Here is a 21,596-nt window from a genome sequence, read left to right on the forward strand (position 1 = left end):
AAAGGGGTTATGCCATGGACGTCATCTCCGTCATCCGTACGAAGCGGGACCGCGGTGAATTGAGCGACGAGCAGATCGACTGGGTCATCGACGCGTACACGCGAGGCGTGGTCGCCGACGAGCAGATGTCGTCTCTCGCGATGGCCATCCTCCTCAACGGCATGAACCGTCGCGAGATCGCCCGCTGGACGGCCGCGATGATCGCGTCCGGCGAGCGCATGGACTTCTCGTCGCTCTCCCGCCCGACGTCGGACAAGCACTCCACGGGCGGCGTCGGCGACAAGATCACGCTGCCGCTCGCGCCGCTGGTCGCGGCGTGCGGCGCGGCGGTCCCGCAGCTGTCGGGCCGGGGCCTGGGCCACACGGGCGGCACGCTGGACAAGCTGGAGTCGATCCCCGGCTGGCGCGCCCTCCTCTCGAACGAGGAGATGCTCTCGGTCCTGGACGGCGTGGGTTCCGTGATCTGCGCGGCGGGCGACGGCCTCGCCCCGGCGGACAAGAAGCTGTACGCGCTGCGGGATGTGACGGGCACGGTGGAGGCGATCCCGCTGATCGCCTCTTCGATCATGTCGAAGAAGATCGCTGAGGGCACGGGCTCGCTGGTCCTGGACGTGAAGGTGGGCACGGGCGCCTTCATGAAGAACCTGGAGGACGCCCGCGAGCTGGCCTCGACGATGGTCGAGTTGGGCACCGACAGCGGCGTACGCACGGTGGCGCTGTTGACGGACATGGCCACGCCGCTCGGCCTGACGGCGGGCAACGCGCTTGAGGTCCGTGAGTCGGTGGAGGTCCTCGCGGGCGGCGGCCCCTCGGACGTCGTGGACCTGACCCTCGCCCTCGCGCGGGAGATGCTGGACGCGGCGGGCCTGAAGGACGCCGACCCGGCGAAGGCACTGGCCGACGGCTCGGCGATGGACGTCTGGCGCCGGATGATCGCGGCCCAGGGCGGCGACCCGGACGCCACGCTCCCCGTGGCCCGTGAGACGCATGTCGTGACGGCACCGTCGTCGGGCGTCCTGACCCGCCTCGACGCGTACGACGTCGGCGTCGCCGCATGGCGTCTCGGCGCGGGGCGCGCACGCAAGGAGGACGTGGTCCAGGCGGGCGCGGGCGTCGAACTGCACGCCAAGCCGGGCGCGACGGTGCGTGCGGGTGAGCCCTTGCTGACCCTCCACACGGATACTCCGGAGCGCTTCGACTACGCGTTGCAGGCGGTAGCAGGCTCCTTCGACATCGCCCCCGAGGGCACGGAGTTCACGCCGTCACCGATCGTGCTGGACCGCATCGCGTAGGGGGTTTCCCGCCCACCCGGTCGGTAGGTGTTCCAGCCCGGCCGCAGGTCATTCAGCCCGTCCGGCGTTTGAGGACGAACTCGGCGGAGCCGGTGATTTACGGCCACCTCGCGGCCGGCGCAGCCGGAACTTTCGGGAAGGGGTGGGGTTGGGGAAAAGCCCCGCAGGGCCTCCCCCCTCCACCCCTACCGATGAGTTCCGGCGCCCCGCACGGTCATCCCAACGTGAACCCGAAGACGCCGCCGGACCTCATCCTCACCGGCACCCTCGACCGAGAGGCGACGCACCGCCTCTGCGAGGAGGCCAGAGAACTGCTGCGCTCGGCAGACGCGGACGCCCCCGGCGTCCTCGTCTGCGACGTCGCAGACCTCGGCCCACCCGTCCTCGCCGCGATAGACGCCCTCGCCCGCCTCCAGCTCACCGCCCGCCGCGCAGGCGGCCGGATCCGGCTGCGGAACCCGGCCCCGCACCTGCGCGAGCTACTGCACCTCGTCGGGCTCCCCATGGAGATCGAGATGGGCCGGTGCACCGAACAGCGGGAACCACCGCGCCGTGTCCAGGAAACAGTGGAAGCCCGCGATCCGCCCCTCGCCTGAGATCTCGATGACCTGGATCGCCCACGGCATGAACCCGCCCTTGTCGGGATCGGGCTTGTACTGGGCGAAGCCCGGCGTGCCGTTGACGTCGACCGGGAGCAGCCGGCCGTTCGCACACGTCGCGCCCATCGTGGACATGAAGCCAGTGATGTCCGACGTGCCCCGCAGCCACAGGTCGAACGGGGGCATCGTCATGACGGCGTCCTCGTGCAGCAACGCCGTCAGCGCCGCCATGTCGTAACCCTCGAAGGCGGCCACGTACCGCTCGAGGAGCTTCTGCTGCTCGTCGTCCAGGGGGTCGGAGACGGCCGTGTCGTCGGCGGGCCCCTCGGCCAGCGTCGCCCGCGCCCGCTGCAGCGCGCTGTTGACGGAGGCCACCGAGGTGTCGAGGAGCTCGGCCGCCTCGCTGGCCTTCCACGCGAGGACCTCGCGCAGGATCAGCACCGCCCGCTGCTTGGGCGGCAGTTGCTGCAGGGCGGCGACGAAGGCGAGGCGCACCGACTCCTTGGCCACGGCGGCCTCGGCCGGATCGCTGACGGACGGCAGCACCCGCGCGTCCGGCATCGGCTCCAGCCACACATTGTCAGGGCGGGGCGTCAGCGCGGCCTGGGCCAGCGGGGCCGCCGCGGTGAGGTCCATGGGACGCGCGCGGCGGTTGCCCGCGTTCAGCATGTCCAGGCAGACGTTCGTCGCAATGCGGTACAGCCACGAGCGGATGCTGGAGCGGCCCTCGAACTTCTCGAAGCTGCGCCAGGCGCGCACCATCGTGTCCTGCACGGCGTCCTCGGCCTCGAAGGACGAGCCCAGCATGCGATAGCAGTACCCGGTCAGCTCGACCCGGTGCTTCTCCAACGTGACGTCCAGTTCGGACGTCGTCCCTGCGGTTCCACTCATAACCGACCCACCCCTGCGGCTGCCACGAAAGTCCCAGCACTCCGTAAGCTACCGAAGCCAACTGACAATGGCCCCCGGAGTGGGAAAACCCGCAGGTGGGAGGGGTCCTTCGGAGGGTCCTGCGAGGGCGCTCAGTGCGCCGCCACAAGCCCCCGGCGCTCCTGGGCCCGGCGTTCCTGCGCCCGTGCCGCGTGCGATCCCCAGAGGGTGATCGAGACGACGCCGGCCACCGCGAGGAGCCCCAGGGCCACCGTCCCGGCCCAGCCGCCCGAGTGGAAGGCGATCGCGCCGAGCGTGCCGCCCGCGCTGGAGCCCAGGTAGTACGCCGACTGGTAGAGCGCCGAAGCCTGCGCCCGGCCCGTCGTGGCCGTACGGCTCACGGACGAGGAGGCGACGGCGTGCCCCGCGAAGAAGCCCGCGGTGATCAGGACGAGCCCGAGCAGGACCATGACGATCGAGTCGGAGAGGGAGAGCAGCAGGCCGCCCGCGGTCGTGCTCACCGCCAGGTACAGCGCCCCGCGCCGGCCGAGCCGCGCCACCAGCTTCCCGGCGGCGGCCGAGGAGACCGTACCGACGAGATAGACGAGGAAGATCGAGCCGATGATGCCCTGGGGCAGCGAGAACGGCGCCTCGGTGAGGCGGTAGCCGATCACCGTGTAGACCGCGCCGAACACGGTCATGAACAGCGCGCCGATCGCGTACAGCCTGCAGAGCAGCGGGTTCGAGAGGTGCGAACGGATCGTCCTGCCAAGGGCCTTGGGGTTGAGCGAGCCCGGCGTGAAGTGGCGCGGCGCGGGCAGCAGCGCGCGGAAGGCGAGCGCGCACAGCACGGCGATGAGGCCGACGACGGCGAGCGCCCAGCGCCAGCCCCAGGCCTGCGCGACCCAGCCGGTGATGATGCGCCCGCTCATGCCGCCGATGGAGTTGCCCGCGACGAACATGCCGATCGCGGCGACCAGCGCCTTGGGCCGCACCTCCTCCGCGAGGAAGGCCATCGCGGACGCCGGGAGCCCGGCGAGCGCCGCGCCCTGGACGGCGCGCAGCGCGATGAGTACGCCGATGGAGGGAGCGAAGGGAACGAGCAGCCCCACGGTCACCGCGACCGTCAGGGAGACCGTCATCAGGGTCCGCCGCCCGAAGCGCTCGCTGAGTGCGCTCAGGGGCAGTACGAAGAGGGCCAGTGCGCCCGTGGCCGCCGAGACCGTCCAGCTCGCCGTGCTCGCGCTGACGCCGAAGTCGGCGGAGACGAGGGGGAGCAGCGCCTGCGTGGAGTAGAGGAGGGCGAAGGTCGCGACACCCGCGAGGAAGAGGGCGAAGCTCATCCGGCGGTAGCCGGGGCCGCCGGGCATGAGGCGCGTGTCGGTGGAGTCGGTGGCAGGGGACGACGGGGTGAGGGCGACCGCGTGGGTGACGGACGCCCCGCTACTGGCAGGAGGCATGCATCGAACGTAGGCACTTGCGAATCATCCGTCCAATGCATGAACTGGCCATAATCGTTCCCATGGTGCATGAGAGCAGTTCAGCGAGGCGTCTGTCGCAGAGCAGTTACGCAAAGGACATCGGAAAGAGCGGCGGTGGCCGGGAGGCGGCGGTGCCACCCGCCGAGCTCACGCCCGGCTCCTGGTCGGCACTGCTCTCGCCGCGGCTCGCGTACTTCGCGGGGGTCGCCCGCACCGAACACGTCACGCGGGCCGCGCAGGAGATGCAGGTGCCGCAGTCCACCCTGTCCCGTGCGCTGGTGCGTCTCGAACAGGACCTGGGGGTCGACCTGTTCGCCCGGCACGGCCGTACGGTCTCGCTCACCCCGGCGGGGCGGACCTTCCTCGCCTCGGTCGAGCGGGCGCTGGGGGAGGTGGAGCGCGCCGCGGAGTCCGTCAGGGCGGACGCGGACCCGGCGTCGGGCAAGGTGGCCTTCGGGTTCCTCCACACGATGGGGTCGGAGACCGTCCCCGGCCTGATCCGCGCCTTCCGCGCGGACCATCCGAGGGTTCGCTTCAGCCTCGTACAGAACTACGGAGAGGCAATGATCGAGCGGCTACGGGCAGGCGATCTCGACCTCTGCCTCACCTCACCCGTGCCGGACGCGCCAGACCTCGTGGCCCGTCGCCTGGACGAGCAACGTCTGCGCCTCGTGGTGCCGGACGATCACCGTCTCGCCGCCCGCAAGCGGGTCCGCCTCTCGGAAGCGGCGGACGAGGCGTTCGTGACCCTGGAGCCCGGCTACGGCCTGCGCCGCATCACGGACGACCTCTGCCAGGAGGCGGGCTTCAAGCCGCGGGTGGCGTTCGAGGGCGAGGAGGCGGAGACCCTGCGGGGCCTGGTGGCGGCGGGCCTCGGCGTAGCCCTGCTCCCCCCACCGGCCGTCCCCCGCCCGGGAGTTGTGGAGCTGACGGTGACGGGCCAGCGGGCGGTACGAGAGATCGGCGTGGCGTGGCTGGACGGCCACCCGGACACTCCGCCGGTGGCGGCGTTCAAGAAGTTCCTGCTGAGCCGGAGAGGGAAGCTGCTGCCGGAGTAGATGCCGGAGGGGCTGGATCTTTGGCCCGGCTGATGTTCCGGACCGGCGGGAAGTTTTCAGCCTGTCCGGCGATTGAGGACGAACTCGGCGAAGCCGGTGATCGACGGCGCGCCCGATGCGGGATCAGTGCCGCATCGACGCCCCGAAGCCGGAGGCCAACGGCATGCGCAGCCCCAGCGGCGGCGGAGCCGCCAAGGCGTCCTCCAGGGGGCGCGCGTACGCGTGGCCGAAGAGGGAGCCGAGGACGAAGTCCGACGCCAGGGCCAGGACTTCGCCCTGGTGCTGGTGCAACCGGTGCCCGTCCGAGTGGACTTCGAACCGGCACACATCCCGGTTCGCCTTCTTCGCCCGCTGCGCAAACCGGAACGAAAGCTCAGGATCGGTCCGCTCATCGTTCGTGCCGTGCACGACAAGCACCCGCCGCCCCACGAGCTGCTTCACCGGTTCGGGCGACGCCGCGACATCGTCCTCGGGGAGCCAAGGGGCCAGCGCAAGGACGGAGTTCACCGCGTCGTGCCCGCCGGCCCGCAGCGCCGCCCGCCCGCCCATGTCCACGCCGACCAGGCAGACGGACACGTCGCCATAGCGGCGGATGATCTCGTCCGCGGCCCAGTCCGCGTCGGCGGCGAGCTCCGCCTGCGCACCGTTCCACCCGCGGTAGCGGTACCGCACGACGTGCACCGCGAGCCCCTCGTCCCGCCCGTCACGGGCCAGCCTGCGGCCGAGCGCGCGCACCACGCTCGCGGCGATCGGGGGTGGTTTGCGGGCCGAGGTCTCGTGGCCGCCGGGAAGCAGCAGCACCGCGCCGCTGACCGCCGAAGGCCGCGTACCGATCACGCGCCCGAGCCTGGCCGCGCGCACGGAATCGGGCGTCGCTTGCTGTGCCATGACAGAACAGTGTCAGAAGCGATGGTGTACGCCACCCGTCCGCGGGGTCACTGTTACGTATCGACCCGTGAGATCCACCCGGCGATCTACGCGCGTAGGCGCTAGAGTGCCGAGATGACGAGCCAGACCACCAAAGCCGGTCAGACGGACCGCGAAACACCCAGCGCCGAACAGATCCGCCGCGCCCCCAAGGTGCTCCTCCACGACCACCTGGACGGCGGCCTGCGCCCCGGCACGATCGTCGACCTCGCCCGCGAGACGGGGTACGAGTCACTGCCCGAGACCGACCCCGACAAGCTGGGGATCTGGTTCCGGGAGGCCGCCGACTCCGGTTCGCTGCCGCGCTATCTGGAGACCTTCGCCCACACCTGCGCGGTGATGCAGACGAAGGACGCCCTCAAGCGCGTGGCCGCCGAGTGCGCCGAGGACCTCGCCGAGGACGGCGTCGTCTACGCCGAGATCCGGTACGCCCCCGAGCAGCACCTGGAGCAGGGCCTCACCCTCGAAGAGGTCGTCGAGGCCGTCAACGAGGGCTTCCGGGAGGGCGAGCGGCGCGCGAAGGCCAACGGCCACCGCATCCGCGTCGGCGCGCTGCTCACCGCGATGCGGCACGCCGCCCGCGCCCTGGAGATCGCCGAACTCGCCAACCGCTACCGCGATCTGGGCGTCGTCGGCTTCGACATCGCGGGCGCCGAGGCGGGCTTCCCGCCCACCCGGCACCTCGACGCGTTCGAGTACCTGAAGCGCGAGAACAACCACTTCACGATCCACGCCGGCGAGGCCTTCGGCCTGCCCTCCATCTGGCAGGCCCTGCAGTGGTGCGGCGCCGACCGGCTTGGCCACGGCGTACGCATCATCGACGACATCCAGGTCGCCGACGACGGCACCGTGAAGCTCGGCCGCCTCGCCAGCTACGTACGCGACAAGCGCATCCCCCTGGAGATGTGCCCCAGCTCCAACCTCCAGACGGGCGCCGCGACCTCCTACGCCGAGCACCCCATCGGGCTGCTCCGCAAGCTGCACTTCCGGGCGACGGTGAACACGGACAACCGCCTCATGTCCGGCACCAGCATGAGCCGTGAATTCGAGCACCTTGTCGACGCATTCGGCTACACGCTCGACGACATGCAGTGGTTCACAGTCAATGCGATGAAATCAGCGTTCATTCCTTTCGATGAACGACTGGCAATGATCAACGACGTGATCAAGCCCGGTTATGCCGAGCTGAAATCCGAATGGCTGTTCCGTCAGACCGCTTCGACCAGCGCTTCTGTCGGGTCCTAGCAGTAATTCGAGCATTGCGGGCGCGGCCGGGAAAATTAATTCCCGGCCGCGTTTTGCTGTTTGCAGACCGCTCGCTCACGTGTTTACGGTCATGGGCCGCTCAAAAGTTCCCGTCATCAAGGACGCATTGAAAATGAAGCAGTCTGCTGCCAAGACCCTCGGTGTCGCCGCTCTCGGTGCCGCCTTCGCCGCCGCCGGCGCGGGTGCCGCCAACGCCGCCCCGGCGGTGCCGAACCCCACCGCCGCCCTCGGCAACGCCACCTCGACGCTCCCCGTCGGCGAGGCCGCCGCGACGCTGCCCGCCGGTGGCCCCGAGGCCCTGGCCGCCGGCCAGAACGCGCTCGGCACCACCATGCAGGCCACCGCGCCGACCGTCGACCAGCTCGCCAACGGTCACCAGCTCGCCAACGGCGAGGTTCAGCGCCGGGCTGCGGCCCTGCCGGGCGCCGCCGACCCGCTCTCGGGCCTGCTCGGCGGCCTGCCGGTCGCGGGCCCGCAGGCCTCGGGTCTGCCGGTGAACGGTCTGCCGCTCGGCTGATCCTCGCGCACTTCCGTGTACGCCGATGGGGCGCACCCTTTCGCAAGGGTGCGCCCCATCGGCGTACGTATGCAGGCCTCTCACCAGGCTGCCTGCTGGGTCTTGCCCTCCGAGGGGAGCAGCACCCACAGCGCTATGTAGAGGAGGAACTGCGGTCCGGGCAGCAGGCAGGAGAGTACGAAGATCACGCGCATCGTCGTCGCCGACGTGCCGAACTTCCTGGCGAGGGCGGCACACACTCCGCCGATCATCCGGCCGTTCGTGGGGCGGGCAAGGGCGGTCATGGTGGCTCCTTCGTGAACCGTAGTGATCAGGTATGAGGTCCGGGGGCGTTTCCCCGATGACTCAAAGCTACGTTCACGAAGCGGGCAAAGCGTCGCTCTAGGGTGCGATACCGACCCTGGGAATCGTCGGGGTCGCACCCTGAGAAGCGTCCTCCCGCAGGAGGGCCGCGCGGTCCACCCCATCAGTACGGCGGCGGAGCCTGGCCCTGACGGCGGGCACCACGGCGAGATGCGCGAGGGCCACTCCCACGGTGTTCAGGAACAGCGAGTCGATGTCGACGACCTGCCCCGGCACCCCGGTCTGCAGCAGCTCGATGCCCAGCGAGAGCAGCGCCCCCGCCGCGAGCGTGCGGACCAGCGAACCCAGCGGCGACACATGGACCCGCCCGCCGGCCAGCGGAAGCAGCACGCCGAGCGGCGCGAGCAGCAGCAGGCTGCCACCTATCTGCCGGGCGGCCTGCACGGGACCGAGCGCCAGATCCGCCTTGATGCCGGCGAACGGCTGCAGATTCGCCGCGCTGACCCAGGGCACGTCCAGTGGACGCAGCGTGAACCATCCGACGAGCAGAAGGTGCGCGACGAGGAGGAATCCTCCCGCCGCGCGGAAGCGGATGGCGGCCCCGTGGCCGCCCGAGCCTTGACGCACGTCCCCCTAGACGCGCCGAGCGGCAGGATCGGTTCCGCGTATCTCATCCCGGTACGGGGCGCTGTCTTGATCGCAGGCGGTGGCTGTCTCAATCGCGGGCGACGTGACACTCCGTGGTCACTGCGGGCGCTCAAGGAGTGCGGTCACTTCACCGTTTCCGCAGGCGGTGCCTCCGTGCCGGGGCGCTGCCTGACGGCCTGCGTGCATTCGTAGCGGCGCAGCGGGGCGTCACCGGGGCCGCCCAGGATCACCGAGCGCTCGCCGGCCGCCGCCGCGCTGTCCGCGTAGGTGCACACGATCTGCGCGAGGGCGAAGGCCGACAGAGACTCCGGCGGCGTGCTGAACCGCAGCGCGTCGTCCGGATCGTCGTCGCCGGGACCGCTGACGACCGTGCCGCCGCGTACGTCCGTGGCGAAGCCCGCCTGCTTCTCGGGGTCCGACGGCGGATGCTCCAGCTCGTCGAGGAGCGCCTGCGCGATGCGTACGCGGTCGGTCGTCGCCTTGTCGGCGGGGATCCGCACCGTGCGGTCGACGGTCACCAGCTGTGCCGCGCACACCAGGAAGACCTGCACCGGGATGCCGCTCGACTGTGACGCGATGCTCGACCCGGACATCACACACGGCACCCGCGAGGGCCCGGGGCCGAAGTCGGTCGGCACCTCCGTCGACCGGATGCCGCACCCGGCGAGCGTCGCGGTCAGCGCGGCGGCAAGGAGCGCGGCACGCAGCCGTCGCCGGTTCATCGCTTCTCTCCCTTGCCCGCGCCGTCCGGTTCTTCCTCCACCAGGGGCCTGGGATCGCGCGGCAGCCACAGCGTGAACACGGCGCCGCCCTTGGGGGAGTTGGCGGCCGTGATCTCACCGCCGTGGATGTGCGCGTTCTCCAGGGCGATGGAGAGCCCGAGCCCGCTGCCCTCCGAACGCGGCCTGGACGCACTCGCCTTGTAGAAGCGGTCGAAGACATGCGGCAGTACGTCCTCGGGGATGCCCGGGCCCCCGTCGCGCACCGCGATGACCAGCTTCTCGCCCGCGAGCCGCACCGAGACCTTCACCGGGGAGCCGCCGTGCTTGAGCGCGTTGCCGATGAGGTTCGCCAGGATCACGTCGAGGCGGCGCGGGTCGAGCCGCACCATGATGCCGCGCTCCGCGTCGAGCTCGACCGCGTCGAGCCAGGCGCGGGCGTCGATGCACGCCGTGATCTGGTCGGCGATGTCGACGTCGTCCAGGACGAGCCGGGCCGTGCCCGCGTCGAAGCGGGTGACCTCCATCAGGTTCTCCACCAGGTCGTTGAGCCGGCGGGTCTCGCTGACCACGAGGCGCACCGCGGGCTCGATCATCGGGTCGACCGACCCGGTCTCGGCGTCCAGCTCCTCTTCGAGGACCTCCGTCACCGCGGTGATCGCGGTCAGCGGCGTACGCAGCTCGTGCGACATGTCGGCGACGAAGCGGCGCGACGCCTCGTCACGGGCGCTCATGTCGTCGACCTTCTTCTCCAGACTCTCCGCGGTCCGGTTGAACGTCCGTGACAGATCGGCCAGTTCATCCGTGCCCGACACTCTCAGCCGGGTGTCCAGCTTGCCCTCGCCGAGCCGCCGCGCGGCCACGCCGAGCCGGTGCACCGGCTTGAGCACGGTGGTCGCCGCCGCCTGCGCGAGCAGCGCGGAACCGATCAGCGCGAGCCCCGTGGCGATGGCGAGCGACCATCCCAGCGAACTCAGGTCCTTCGCCTCCGGCTCAAGGGACTTGAGCATGTAACCGGTGGGCCCGCCGCCGATGACCTTCGCGCCGCCCACCAGATACGGGGTGCCGTCGTCGACGGTCCGCTGCCAGTACAGGTGGTACGGGCTCTTGTTGCTCGAGGTGAGCGGCTGTTCCTTGTTCACCGTCACCCGCAGCGACTTGGGCACATCGGCCAGCGTGAAGGCGTCCAGGTCGGAGTAGCCGACGACGGTGTCACCGTCGCCGTTCTCACCGATCAACAGCACGCTGTAGCGCTGGCTGCTGTTCGCCATCGTCCCGGCGGCCTGCTGCAGTTCGTCCTGCGTCGGATGGGGCGGCAGCGCCCCCGCGCGGGTCTGCATCTCCTGCTGGAAGTCCTTCAGCGCCGCGTCCTGCGCACGCGTGAGGACCGCCTCGCGGTTGAGCCAGTACGCGATTCCGGACGCCGAGACGGCGGCGGTCAGCGCCACCAACCCGAACACCACGACGAGCCGGAGCCGCAGGCTCGTGAAACGCAGCCCTGCCAGTATCGCCTTGCGCGCCGCGGCCCAACCGCGGAGCTTGTCCTGCGGTTTGGTCACTGAGGAGTGTCCAGCCGGTAGCCGACCCCACGCACCGTACGGATCAGTGTCGGCGAGGACGGGACGTCCTCCACCTTCGCGCGCAGCCGCTGCACACACGCGTCGACGAGCCGGGAGTCACCGAGATAGTCGTGCTCCCACACCAGACGCAGCAACTGCTGCCGCGACAGGGCCTGTCCGGGCCTGCGGCTCAGCTCCAGGAGCAGCCGCAGCTCGGTCGGCGTGAGCTGCAGATCCTCGCCGTTCTTCGTCACGGTCATCGCGGCGCGGTCGATGACGAGCGAACCGAACGCCGCCGCGTCATTGGCCTCGCGCTCACCGCGCCGGAGCACCGCACGGATCCGGGCGTCGAGCACCCGTCCCTGCACGGGTTTCACGACATAGTCGTCGGCGCCGGACTCGAGCCCGACCACCACGTCGATGTCGTCACTGCGCGCGGTAAGCAGGATGATCGGCAACTGGTCGGTGCGCCGGATGCGACGGCACACCTCGAACCCGTCGATGCCCGGCAGCATCACATCCAGCACGATCAGGTCCGGCCGCTGCTCACTGAGCAGTTTCAGGCCGTCCTCGCCGGTGGCAGCAGTAGCCACCCGATGCCCTTGGCGGGTGAGCGAAAGCTCAAGGGCTGTACGGATGGCGTCGTCGTCCTCGATCAGCAACAGGGAAGGCACGGACGTCATTCTGTCCCATGGTGCGGCCACAGTTCGACTGTTGGGAGCCCTCCCACACTTCTCCCCTACACACATGAGGGCTGTTGCAGGCCTGTGACAGTCGGCGGACACCGTCATGAAGTGCCTCGGGCAGAGTTTTGGTCACACGGAAGAAGCCAGACTCCACCGACGGGGGGCGCGAGATGAACACGCTGCACAGCACCAGCTCAAGCGCAGTTGTCACGCGTCTCCACGACGTGGCTCGGACTGCCGAGAGGCACGAGAAGTCCGGTGCCGTGAGCGGGCGGGGGTGCGCTCGCGGCACCGGGCGTCAGCACACCGCGTTCATGACGGTGGTTGACGTACTCCCGGGCGTAATCGGGGGAACTGACGGGGGAGCTCACGGGGGAGCCGCGTACAGGGAGGACACGGGGGAACGCACTTCAGCGTCGGAGGCGGAGTTCACCGCCTACGTCCAGGAGCGTCGTGCCTCTCTGTACGCAACCGCCTACCACCTGACCGGTGACCGTTTCGAGGCCGAGGATCTGCTGCAGAGCGCCCTCTTCTCGACGTACCGGGCCTGGGACAGGATCAGCGACAAGGCCGCGGTCGGCGGGTACCTCCGCCGCACCATGACCAATCTGCACATCAGCGCGTGGCGCCGCCGCAAGCTGAACGAATACCCGACCGAGGAACTGCCGGAGACGGCGGGCGACACGGACGCGATGCGGGGCACGGAACTCCGCGCGGTTCTCTGGCAGGCCCTGGCCCGCCTCCCCGAACTGCAGCGGACGATGCTGGTCCTGCGCTACTACGAGGGCCGCACGGACCCCGAGATCGCGGACATCCTCGACATCAGCGTGGGCACGGTGAAGTCCAGCATCTGGCGCTCCCTGCGCCGGCTGCGCGAGGACGAGGTCCTCAGCTTCGGCCGTGACCAGGAGGAGTCCTTCGGCGAGTTGGTCGCCTGAGGATCACGGGGGCCGCCGCTCCTAGGGGGGAAGCGGCGGGAAGTATCGGGGGGACCACGGGGGAAACGGGGTCACGGGGGACCACGGGGGAAAGAGGCAGCAGGACCGGAAGGCCGGGGGGTCTTTCCGGTCCTTCTGCTTTTTGCGCCTAAGCCTGCGCGGCTCTGGCCTTCACGCAACGCCCGGCCGCGGCAGCGGCAACCCGCCCCAGCGCCTCGTCCCGCCCGCAGGGATGCGCCCCAAGCGCACTCTGCCGGGCGACGATCGCCCGCTCGGCCCGCATCAGCCGCCACCCCCTCCGGAGGAGAAACGGCACGGACTTGCGGCCCTCGCGCAGATCCCGCAGCAGCCGTCGCCGGAACGTGGTGGACGGCCGCCCCCGCAGACAGATCGCGTCGGCGAGCACGCCGATCTCCCTGCACTGCTCCACGATGTCCGCCGCGAAGATCCCCTCCGCGATGAACACCGGCGTGCGCTCGATGTCCATCGTGGACTCGCCCGTACGGGAGCTGGTGGAGATGTCGTACACGGGGACGCTCGTACGTCCCGTACGGCAAAGACGCTCGATGGCGGCGACGGCGGTCTCGCGGTCCCAGGACGCGGGGGAGTCCCAGTCGATGTCGGCGCTGCCCGGCACCTGCGGCAGCGTCGGGTCGTCGGCCTCTTTGTAGAAGTCGTCGAGGCACAGCACCGGAAGGCCCGAGCGGGCGGCGAACGACGACTTGCCCGAGCCGGAGGGGCCGGCGAGCAGCACGACGCGGGTGGGTATCGGGGGATGGGAACTCACGAGAAACCAGTGTGCGGCATCGAGCCGCTCAGGCGACCCCACGGGTCGGGCTTTGGTGCCCGTACCGCACCTCAACTACGCTACGTGCGCACCTAGTTACCCAACGTGGATATGGGCGGTAGACCGATGGCACGAAACTCAGCAGGCCCCAAGTCCTTCTCGCGCGCCCTGCTGCATGCGGGTGTGACCGTCACTCTCGCGGGGGCGGCGCTCGGGGTCGGCGGCGCGGCGACGGCGAGCGCGGCGCCGGCTGCCCCGGAGGCCACCGATGATGTGACGGCGGCCGGCGCGGGCCTGCACCAGGCGGTGCGGGGCGGCCTCGGGCCCGCCAAGAACCTGAAGCTGAATCCGCTGGCCGGTACGGGCGTCGACCCGCTCGACAATGCGGTGGGCGCCGGCGTCGCGGACTTCAAGCCGATCACCACGGCGGCGGCGACGGGGCCGCTGGCCGGTGGGGCATCGCTCGATGAGTTGCCTCTGGTGGGGCCGGCGACCGGGCTGTTGCCCGGATAGTCGCCCCGTAAGGGGCGCGGGGCCGGGACACATGCGGCTCCGCCGCGTGGGCGCGACCAGCCCCCACCGGCCCGCAGGCCTACGACGTCACTCCCGCGGTGGAACGTCTCGCACCAGCCACGCCACCGCGAATGCCACCGCGCCGAGCAGTGCCGTCCCGAGCATCACCCCGTGCAGCCCGCTGGTGACCGCCGTACGCACCGTCTCGCGCACCCCGTCGGGCATCCCCCGGACGGCTTCGGGCGTCCAGGACGTGCCGCCCTCCGGCATTCCGGCCGAGGTGAGCCGGCTGGAGTAGACCGCGCCGAGCACGGCGACGCCGAGCGAGCCGCCGATCGTGCGAAGGAGCGTCGCGGTGCCGGTGGCGGCGCCCATGTCGCGCGGCTCGGCGCTGTTGATGGTGATCAGCAGGGTGCTCTGCATCAGGAAGCCCATGCCCGCGCCGAGCACGAGGGTCAGCGCGGAGGTCACCGCCGTCGGGGTGTCCGCGCCGACCGCGAGGAGCGCGAGGCCGCCGATGGCCGCCAGCGCGCCGCCGATGACGGTGTAGGCGCGGTAGCCGCCGCCGTTGGACGTGATCCGGCCCAGCAGGAGCTGCGCGCCGAACATGCCCGCCATCAGCGGAAGCAGCAGCATGCCGCTGGCCGTCGACGATGCGCCGCGGACGAACTGCATGTACTGCGGCAGATAGCTGGACGCCCCGAGCATGGCGCCGCCCACCAGGAAGCAGAGGATCTGGGCGAGCGTGAAGTTGCGGTCGGCGAAGAGCCGGGGCGGGATGATCGGCTCGGCGGCCCGCCGCTCGACCCGGGCGAACCAGACCAGGGCGCCCGCGCCGAGCACACCGAGCGCGAGGATCTGCGCCGACGCCCAGCCGTAGGTGGTGCCGCCCCAACTGCCCAGGAGGGTCAGGGCGAGGATGCCCGCGGAGAGCAGCGCCGCTCCCTTGTAGTCGATCCGGGCCTTGACGCGCTCGGTGCGCAGGCGCAGGCGCAGGGCGATGATGATCAGGGCGATCGCGCCGATGGGCACGTTGACGTAGAAGGCCCAGCGCCAGTCGAGCCGGTCGGTGAGGAAGCCGCCGAGCAGCGGTCCGCCGACCAGCGCCACGGGCATCATCGCGCCGATCATCGACTGTGAGCGGCCGGCCTGTGACGGGGGCAGCATGACGCCGATGATCGAGATGGCGCCGACCATGAGGCCGCCCGCTCCGAGCCCCTGTACGGCGCGGAAGGCGATGAGCTGCCCCATGTCCTGGGCGAGTCCGGAGAGCACGGAGCCGGCGAGGAACACCGCGATCGACCAGACGAAGCTGCCCTTGCGCCCGTAGAGGTCGCCGAGCTTGCCCCAGATGGGGGTGGAGACGGACGCGGTGAGCAGATAGGCCGTCACCACCCAGGAGAGGTGGTCGAGGCCGCCCAGGTCGCCGACGATCGTGGGCAGGGCGGTGCCCACGATCGTGCCGTCGAGCAGGCCGAGCATCAGGCCGAGCAGCAGCCCGAAGAGGACGAGTTTGGACGGGCCGCCCTCGTCGGCCGGTTGCGTCGCTCCGTCCGGCGTCGGCGGGATGCTCGTCTCTTCCGTACGTTGACTCATGGTTCCCCCAGGGATGTGACGAGAAGTCAGGCGGCGTACGGGCGGGCGGATTTGGCGTCCCGCAGCGCGTGCGCCCACCAGGCGAGCTGGTCGAGCAGGGCCTCGGCGGCGGCGTCCACGGCCGGGTCGTCGACGGTGCCGTCCTCGCCGAATGCTCCGTACGCGTTGTGGAAGCTGACCGTGTTGCGGATGGTCGTGGCGTTCAACTCGGCCATGACGACGCGGAGTTGCTCGACCGCGCGCAGGCCGCCGGAGAGGCCGCCGTAGGAGACGAAGGCGACCGGCTTGCCGTGCCACTGCGTGTTGTGCCAGTCGATGGCGTTCTTCAGGGAGGCCGGGAAGCTGTGGTTGTACTCCGGCGTGACGAAGACGAACGCGTCGGCGGCGTCGAGGCGCGGTGACACCAGGGCGAGCGCCTCCTTGACGCCGGGTGCGAGCGGCTGTCCGAAGGCGGGCAGGGCGGTGGGCAGCGGGGTCTCGGCGAGGTCGACGACATCGGCCTTCATGTCGTCGCGCCGGTCGAGATGCCCGGTCAGCCACCGCGTGACGACGGGGGCGAAACGGCCCTCGCGGGTACTGCCGACGACGACGGCGATCTGGAGCGGCCGATCGATGCTGCTGGTCATGGGGGTCCCCCTGGAGATGGCGAGTGAATGTGTACGGCGTATCTCGATGCGTACAACGTACACGTCGGTGTGTACAGCGTCTACTGAGGGATACGTTGTACGCTGAGTGCCCGACGGAGAGGAGCCCGGTTGTGGCTGGTCAGAAGAGGGATGGCAAGGCGGAGCCGGACAAGTCGCTCTGGGAGCGTCTTGAACAGCCGGCCGCGCCCCGCGCCTCACTGACCCTGGAGCGGATCGGGGCCGTCGCGGTCGAGGTCGCCGACGCGGAGGGCTTCGCCGCCGTCACCATGCGCCGGCTCGCCACGGAGCTGGGGGTCGCGCCGATGGCCGCGTACCGCCATGTCTCCGGCAAGGACGATCTGTGGGCGCTGATGGCCGAGCGGGTGGCGGCCGAGGTCGTGATCCCCGAGGAACTGACCGGCTGGCGCGAGGTGCTGCGGGACTTCGCCCTGCTGACCCGGGAGTCGATGCGGCGCCACCCTTGGGTGGGCCAGCTGCCCACGGCGACCTTCGTCCTCACCCCGGGCCGGTTGGCCATCGCCGAGCGGCAGTTGGCCGCGCTCGACGGACTCGGCCTCGACGAGGACACGATGATGGTCGCGTTCCGCACCGTCAGCGCCTACGCGCACGGCGCGGCCTCGTCCGAAGTGGCCCTGCAGGAGTGGACTCGGGCCGAGGGCTGGTCGTCCGGCGCCGAGGTCCGCAAGGGCCTCGCGCCGCAGATGACGTACCTCATGGAGACCGGCCGCTATCCCACGTACCGGCGCTACGGTCTGCGGGCGACGCGCAAGGACGATCCGACCTGGGCGTTCGAGACGGGCCTCGAGTGCGTCCTCGACGGGATCGCGGCGCGGTTCGGCATCTGAGGTCGATGAGCTGGTGAAAGGGCGAAGCCCCGGCCCTCCTGGACGGAGGAGGGCCGGGGCTTCGCCGCGGGGAGATGGCTCAGTCAGTAGGAGGAGCCGGACGCGCCCAGCGAACCCGTGGGGTGCCAGACCGTCTTGGTCTCCAGGAAGGCCGTCAGGCGGTGCGTGCCCGGGTCGGCCGACCAGTCCACAGGCTGTGGACGGACGACGCGCTTGAGGTTGTCGGCGGCCGCGACCTCGAGCTCCTTGGCCAGTACGTCGTCCTCGACGCCCGCCAGGTCGATCGCGTTCACGTCCTGGTGCGCGGCGAGCGACGGGGTGATCTCCGCCGTACGGCCGGACAGGATGTTCACGACGCCGCCCGGCAGGTCGGAGGTGGCGAGCACCTCGCCCAGCGAGAGCGCGGGGAGCGGGGAGTCCTCGCTCGCGATCACCACGGCCGTGTTGCCGGTCGCGATCACCGGGGCGATCACCGAGACCAGGCCCAGGAACGACGACTTCTGCGGGGCGACGACCGTCACCACGCCCGTCGGCTCCGGCGATGAGAGGTTGAAGAAGGGGCCCGCGACCGGGTTGCCGCCGCCCACGATCTGGGCGATCTTGTCGGTCCAGCCCGCGTACCAGACCCAGCGGTCGATGGCCGCGTCCACGACGGCGGCGGCCTTCGACTTGGAAAGCCCCTCGGCGTCGGCGACCTCCCGTACGAACTGGTCCTTGCGGCCCTCCAGCATCTCCGCGACGCGGTAGAGGATCTGCCCGCGCAGATACGCCGTTTTGCCGGCCCAGCCGCCCTGCGCCTTGCGCGCGGCCACGACCGCGTCACGGGCGTCCTTGCGGGAGGAGAGCGGGGCGTTGGCCAGCCACTTGCCCTTGGAGTCCGTCACCTCGTACACCCGGCCGCTCTCGGAACGCGGGAACTTCCCGCCGACGTACAGCTTGTAGGTCTTCAGGACCGTGAGTCGCTCAGACATTGAGGTACGCCTCCAGGCCGTGGCGGCCGCCCTCGCGGCCGTAACCCGATTCCTTGTAGCCGCCGAAGGGCGAGGTCGGGTCGAACTTGTTGAACGTGTTGGCCCAGATGACGCCCGCGCGCAGGCGATCGGCGACCGCGAGGATGCGGGAGCCCTTCTCCGTCCAGATGCCGGCGGAGAGGCCGTACTGGGTGTTGTTGGCCTTGGCGACGGCCTCTTCCGGCGTACGGAAGGTGAGCACCGAGAGCACCGGGCCGAAGATCTCGTCGCGGGCGACGGTGTGCGCCTGCGTGACGTTCGTGAAGAGCGTCGGCGCGAACCAGTAGCCGGAGGAGGGCAGTTCGCACGGGGCGGACCAGCGCTCGGCGCCCTCCGCCTCGCCGGTCTCGGCCAGGGCCTTGATACGGGCGAGCTGCTCCGCGGAGTTGATCGCGCCGATGTCGGTGTTCTTGTCGAGCGGGTCGCCCAGGCGCAGGGTGGTCAGGCGGCGCTTGAGCGAGTCGAGCAGCTCCTCCTGGATCGACTCCTGTACGAGGAGGCGCGAGCCCGCGCAGCAGACCTGGCCCTGGTTGAAGAAGATGCCGGTGACGATGCCCTCGACGGCCTGGTCGATGGGGGCGTCGTCGAAGACGATGTTCGCGCCCTTGCCGCCCAGTTCGAGCGTGACCTTCTTGTCCGTGCCCGCGACCTGGCGTGCGATGGCCTTGCCGACGGCGGTCGAGCCGGTGAAGGCGACCTTGTCGACGTCGGGGTGGGCGGTCAGGGCCGCGCCCGCGTCGCCGTACCCCGGAAGGATGTTGACGACGCCCTTGGGCAGGCCCGCCTGGCGGCAGATGTCCGCGAAGAACAGGGCACTCAAGGGAGTGGTCTCGGCGGGCTTCAGGACGACCGTGTTGCCCGTCGCGAGCGCCGGGGCGATCTTCCAGGCCAGCATCAGGAGCGGGAAGTTCCAGGGGATGACCTGGCCCGCGACACCGAGCGGCGCCGGATTCGCGCCGTACCCCGCGTGGTCGAGCTTGTCGGCCCAGCCCGCGTAGTAGAAGAAGTGCGCGGCGACCAGGGGGAGGTCGGCGTCGCGCGTCTCCTTGATGGGCTTTCCGTTGTCGAGGGTCTCCAGGACGGCCAGTTCGCGGCTGCGCTCCTGGATGATCCGGGCGATCCGGAAGAGGTACTTGGCGCGCTCGGCGCCCGGAAGGGCCGACCACTTCTCGAAGGCCTTGCGGGCGGCCTTCACCGCGCGGTCGACGTCTTCGGAGGAGGCCTGTGCGACTTCGGAGAGGACCTCTTCGGTGGAGGGCGAGACGGTCTTGAAGACCTTGCCGTCCGCCGCCTCCACGAACTCGCCGTCGATGAACAGGCCGTACGACGGCGCGATGTCGACGACGGAGCGGGACTCCGGTGCGGGGGCGTACTCAAAAGCTGTGGAAGTCATGGGTCAGTCCACCGTCACGTAGTCGGGGCCGGAGTAGCGGCCCGTGGCCAGCTTCTGGCGCTGCATCAGCAGGTCGTTGAGGAGCGATGAGGCGCCGAAGCGGAACCAGTGGTTGTCCAGCCAGTCCGCGCCCGCGGTCTCGTTCACCAGGACGAGGAACTTGATCGCGTCCTTGGTGGTGCGGATGCCGCCGGCGGGCTTCACCCCGACCTGTACCCCGGTCTGCGCGCGGAAGTCGCGTACGGCTTCCAGCATCAGGAGGGTGTTGGCGGGAGTGGCGTTGACGCCGACCTTGCCGGTCGAGGTCTTGATGAAGTCGGCGCCCGCGAGCATGCCGATCCAGGAGGCGCGACGGATGTTGTCGTACGTCGAGAGCTCACCGGTCTCGAAGATGACCTTGAGCCTGGCCTCGCCGGAGGCTTCCTTCACGGCGCGGATCTGCTCGAACACCGTCATGTAGTCGCCCGCCAGGAAGGCGCCCCGGTCAATGACCATGTCGATCTCGTCGGCGCCGGCCGCGACCGCCTCGCGTACGTCACCGAGCTTCACCTCGATGGCGGCGCGGCCCGCGGGGAAGGCGGTCGCCACGGAGGCGACCTTCACGCCGCTGGCGCCGACGGCCTCCTTGGCGACGGCCACCATGTCCGGATAGACGCAGACCGCGGCGGTCCTCGGGGTGCCGCGGTCGGTCGGATCCGGGTTGACCGCCTTCGCGCCGAGCGCCCGGACCTTGCCGGGGGTGTCGGCGCCCTCCAGGGTCGTCAGGTCGATCATCGAGATGGCCAGGTCGATGGCGTACGCCTTCGCCGTGGTCTTGATCGAGCGGGTGCCGAGCGCCGCGGCGCGCGCCTCCAGGCCGACCGTGTCGACGCCGGGCAGCCCGTGGAGGAAGCGGCGCAGCGTGCCGGCCGACGCGGTGGCGTCGGCGAGTGCGTGTGCAGTTGCGGGAGCAGTGGGCATGGTCACGAGGGGAGCATATCTACGCGCGTAGCGGCTGTACAGGGGGCGGGTTGCTTGCCCTGTGGCGGGGAGGGGTGTCGCCCCCTCAAGGCCGCCGCTTCGCGGCGGATCCTTCCCGCCCACCCACCCGATCGCCCCGCGGCAAATCGCTCGGGCAGAATCGACCTATGAGTGAGCCCCAGCCTCCCGTCGCGGAGCCCGAGTACAAGGACCGGACGTTTCGGTCGTCCGGCGGAATCGCCGGAGGCGTCCTGCTGCTCGCCGTCGGCGGCTGGCTCGGCATCGACGCCGTGATCCGGGGGGAGGGCCGCACGCCGTGGCTCGCGCTCGCCGGGCTGATCTTCGCGGTGCCGCTCGTCGTCGCCTTCACCGTGCGCCCGGCCGTGTACGCCAACGACGACCGGCTGCGCATCAGGAACCCCTTGCGGACGATCACGCTGCCGTGGGCGTCCGTCTCGGGCCTCCGCTCCGGCTACTCGAACGAGGTCTTCACCCAGTCGGGCACCAAGTTCCAGCTCTGGGCCATCCCGGTCTCCCTGCGCGGCCGCAAGAAGGCCGCCCGCAGGCAGTCGCAGGGCGCGGCAGCGGGCGACCCGAGCGTCGGCTCCGGGCCCACCCGCCGCCCCGGTCACTCGGACCCGCTGCGCGCACCCGGCGACCAGATCATGGACGACCTGCGCGAGATCGCCGAGCGCCGGGCCTCCGCGGAGTCGGCGCAGGGGGAGCCGGTGGTGCGCTGGAGCTATGAAATCCTCGCGCCGGTGGTTGCGGGCGCGGTGTTGCTTGCCGTGCTGCTGATCGTTGGCTAGGCACCTCTGAGTGCTCCGCGGGTAGTGCGTTACTCGTCCGCGGGTTCGTCGTGGCTGGTCGCGCAGTTCCCCGCGCCCCTTCGGGGCGCTGTGGCTGGTCGTGCCCACGCGGCGGAGCCGCACATGTCACAGCCCCGCGCCCCTTCGGGGCGCTGCCGAACCGCAGTGCTTAG

23 protein-coding genes are annotated in these 21,596 nt (G+C 70.6%); 9 read left to right on the forward strand and 14 right to left on the reverse strand.

The genetic code is table 11. The features are described from left to right. The first annotated feature begins 14 nt into the window (after positions 1-14). Positions 15-1,292 (forward strand): thymidine phosphorylase, encoded by a 1,278-nt coding sequence (locus tag OG453_RS22775; RefSeq protein WP_266870273.1) that lies wholly within the window; start codon positions 15-17, stop codon positions 1,290-1,292. Between the two features lie 224 nt (positions 1,293-1,516). Beyond that, the gene (locus tag OG453_RS22780) at positions 1,517-1,888 is read left to right on the forward strand and encodes an STAS domain-containing protein (protein ID WP_266870274.1); all 372 of its coding nucleotides are present in this window, start codon (positions 1,517-1,519) and stop codon (positions 1,886-1,888) included. Here OG453_RS22780 and OG453_RS22785 read toward each other — a convergent pair. Together OG453_RS22785 and OG453_RS22790 are read right to left on the reverse strand one after the other, a co-directional pair. Next, positions 1,772-2,782, reverse strand: a complete 1,011-nt coding sequence (locus OG453_RS22785) for a sigma-70 family RNA polymerase sigma factor (protein ID WP_266870275.1) — start codon at positions 2,780-2,782, stop codon at positions 1,772-1,774. The genes OG453_RS22780 and OG453_RS22785 overlap by 117 nt on opposite strands. 131 nt (positions 2,783-2,913) lie before the next feature. Further along, positions 2,914-4,221 (reverse strand): MFS transporter, encoded by a 1,308-nt coding sequence (locus OG453_RS22790; protein ID WP_266870276.1) that lies wholly within the window; start codon positions 4,219-4,221, stop codon positions 2,914-2,916. 62 nt (positions 4,222-4,283) lie between these two features. On the opposite strand from OG453_RS22790, the gene OG453_RS22795 reads away from it, so the two are divergent. Beyond that, positions 4,284-5,300 (forward strand): LysR family transcriptional regulator, encoded by a 1,017-nt coding sequence (locus OG453_RS22795; protein ID WP_266870277.1) that lies wholly within the window; start codon positions 4,284-4,286, stop codon positions 5,298-5,300. Between the two features lie 123 nt (positions 5,301-5,423). Here OG453_RS22795 and OG453_RS22800 read toward each other — a convergent pair whose 3' ends face one another. After that, the gene (locus tag OG453_RS22800; protein WP_266870278.1) at positions 5,424-6,188 is read right to left on the reverse strand and encodes an alpha/beta fold hydrolase; all 765 of its coding nucleotides are present in this window, start codon (positions 6,186-6,188) and stop codon (positions 5,424-5,426) included. Between the two features lie 114 nt (positions 6,189-6,302). Between OG453_RS22800 and OG453_RS22805 the strand changes: the two genes are divergently transcribed. Continuing rightward, complete coding sequence (locus tag OG453_RS22805) at positions 6,303-7,472, forward strand: adenosine deaminase (protein ID WP_266870279.1); 1,170 nt, start codon at positions 6,303-6,305, stop codon at positions 7,470-7,472. Positions 7,473-7,605: 133 nt separating this feature from the next. Then, positions 7,606-8,010, forward strand: coding sequence for an ATP-binding protein (locus tag OG453_RS22810; RefSeq protein WP_266870280.1), 405 nt, complete (start codon positions 7,606-7,608; stop codon positions 8,008-8,010). An 80-nt stretch (positions 8,011-8,090) separates the two neighbouring features. Here OG453_RS22810 and OG453_RS22815 read toward each other — a convergent pair whose 3' ends face one another. The 5 genes from OG453_RS22815 to afsQ1 all read right to left on the reverse strand — a co-directional run bounded on the left by OG453_RS22815 (position 8,091) and on the right by afsQ1 (position 11,913). Continuing rightward, positions 8,091-8,294, reverse strand: coding sequence for a PspC domain-containing protein (locus OG453_RS22815; protein ID WP_266870281.1), 204 nt, complete (start codon positions 8,292-8,294; stop codon positions 8,091-8,093). A gap of 97 nt (positions 8,295-8,391) precedes the next feature. Continuing rightward, positions 8,392-8,940, reverse strand: coding sequence for a VanZ family protein (locus tag OG453_RS22820; RefSeq protein WP_266870282.1), 549 nt, complete (start codon positions 8,938-8,940; stop codon positions 8,392-8,394). A gap of 143 nt (positions 8,941-9,083) precedes the next feature. Next, positions 9,084-9,683 (reverse strand): hypothetical protein, encoded by a 600-nt coding sequence (locus OG453_RS22825; RefSeq protein WP_266870283.1) that lies wholly within the window; start codon positions 9,681-9,683, stop codon positions 9,084-9,086. Further along, positions 9,680-11,239: a HAMP domain-containing sensor histidine kinase gene (locus OG453_RS22830; RefSeq protein ID WP_266870284.1), complete on the reverse strand. Its 1,560-nt coding sequence runs from the start codon at positions 11,237-11,239 to the stop codon at positions 9,680-9,682. Before OG453_RS22830 ends, OG453_RS22825 begins: the two co-directional genes overlap by 4 nt. Beyond that, positions 11,236-11,913, reverse strand: coding sequence for a two-component system response regulator AfsQ1 (afsQ1, locus tag OG453_RS22835; protein WP_266873095.1), 678 nt, complete (start codon positions 11,911-11,913; stop codon positions 11,236-11,238). The genes OG453_RS22830 and afsQ1 overlap by 4 nt, the downstream gene beginning before the upstream one ends. 182 nt (positions 11,914-12,095) lie before the next feature. On the opposite strand from afsQ1, the gene OG453_RS22840 reads away from it, so the two are divergent. After that, positions 12,096-12,863 carry a SigE family RNA polymerase sigma factor gene (locus OG453_RS22840; protein WP_266870285.1) on the forward strand — a complete coding sequence of 256 codons (768 nt, stop codon included), beginning with the start codon at positions 12,096-12,098 and terminating at the stop codon, positions 12,861-12,863. 148 nt (positions 12,864-13,011) lie between these two features. Here OG453_RS22840 and OG453_RS22845 read toward each other — a convergent pair whose 3' ends face one another. Further along, the gene (locus OG453_RS22845) at positions 13,012-13,650 is read right to left on the reverse strand and encodes a uridine kinase (RefSeq protein ID WP_266870287.1); all 639 of its coding nucleotides are present in this window, start codon (positions 13,648-13,650) and stop codon (positions 13,012-13,014) included. Between the two features lie 126 nt (positions 13,651-13,776). Here OG453_RS22845 and OG453_RS22850 point away from each other — a divergent pair, with 126 nt between their 5' ends. Then, positions 13,777-14,163 (forward strand): hypothetical protein, encoded by a 387-nt coding sequence (locus tag OG453_RS22850; RefSeq protein WP_266870288.1) that lies wholly within the window; start codon positions 13,777-13,779, stop codon positions 14,161-14,163. 87 nt (positions 14,164-14,250) lie between these two features. Here the strand turns inward: OG453_RS22850 and OG453_RS22855 are convergent, their stop codons facing one another. Both OG453_RS22855 and OG453_RS22860 read right to left on the reverse strand, forming a co-directional pair. Beyond that, positions 14,251-15,759 carry an MDR family MFS transporter gene (locus OG453_RS22855; protein ID WP_266870289.1) on the reverse strand — a complete coding sequence of 503 codons (1,509 nt, stop codon included), beginning with the start codon at positions 15,757-15,759 and terminating at the stop codon, positions 14,251-14,253. A gap of 26 nt (positions 15,760-15,785) precedes the next feature. After that, the gene (locus OG453_RS22860; protein ID WP_266870290.1) at positions 15,786-16,385 is read right to left on the reverse strand and encodes an NADPH-dependent FMN reductase; all 600 of its coding nucleotides are present in this window, start codon (positions 16,383-16,385) and stop codon (positions 15,786-15,788) included. A 131-nt stretch (positions 16,386-16,516) separates the two neighbouring features. On the opposite strand from OG453_RS22860, the gene OG453_RS22865 reads away from it, so the two are divergent. Further along, entirely contained in the window at positions 16,517-17,251 is a 735-nt protein-coding gene (locus OG453_RS22865; RefSeq protein ID WP_266870291.1) for a TetR/AcrR family transcriptional regulator, read from the forward strand. Positions 17,252-17,334: 83 nt separating this feature from the next. On the opposite strand, the gene OG453_RS22870 is transcribed toward OG453_RS22865, so the two are convergent. The 3 genes from OG453_RS22870 to deoC are packed head-to-tail and all read right to left on the reverse strand — an operon-like array spanning position 17,335 to position 20,614. Next, on the reverse strand, positions 17,335-18,222 hold the full coding sequence (locus OG453_RS22870) for an aldehyde dehydrogenase family protein (protein WP_266870292.1): 888 nt from the start codon (positions 18,220-18,222) through the stop codon (positions 17,335-17,337). Next, positions 18,215-19,654, reverse strand: coding sequence for an aldehyde dehydrogenase family protein (locus OG453_RS22875; RefSeq protein WP_266870293.1), 1,440 nt, complete (start codon positions 19,652-19,654; stop codon positions 18,215-18,217). Before OG453_RS22875 ends, OG453_RS22870 begins: the two co-directional genes overlap by 8 nt. A gap of 3 nt (positions 19,655-19,657) precedes the next feature. Beyond that, entirely contained in the window at positions 19,658-20,614 is a 957-nt protein-coding gene (gene deoC / locus OG453_RS22880) for a deoxyribose-phosphate aldolase (protein ID WP_266873096.1), read from the reverse strand. Positions 20,615-20,781: 167 nt separating this feature from the next. On the opposite strand from deoC, the gene OG453_RS22885 reads away from it, so the two are divergent. Next, positions 20,782-21,423: a PH domain-containing protein gene (locus OG453_RS22885; RefSeq protein WP_266870295.1), complete on the forward strand. Its 642-nt coding sequence runs from the start codon at positions 20,782-20,784 to the stop codon at positions 21,421-21,423. Positions 21,424-21,596: the final 173 nt, after the last annotated feature.

Origin of the sequence: Streptomyces sp. NBC_01381 (assembly GCF_026340305.1) — a bacterium.
Classification (GTDB): Bacteria; Actinomycetota; Actinomycetes; order Streptomycetales; family Streptomycetaceae; genus Streptomyces.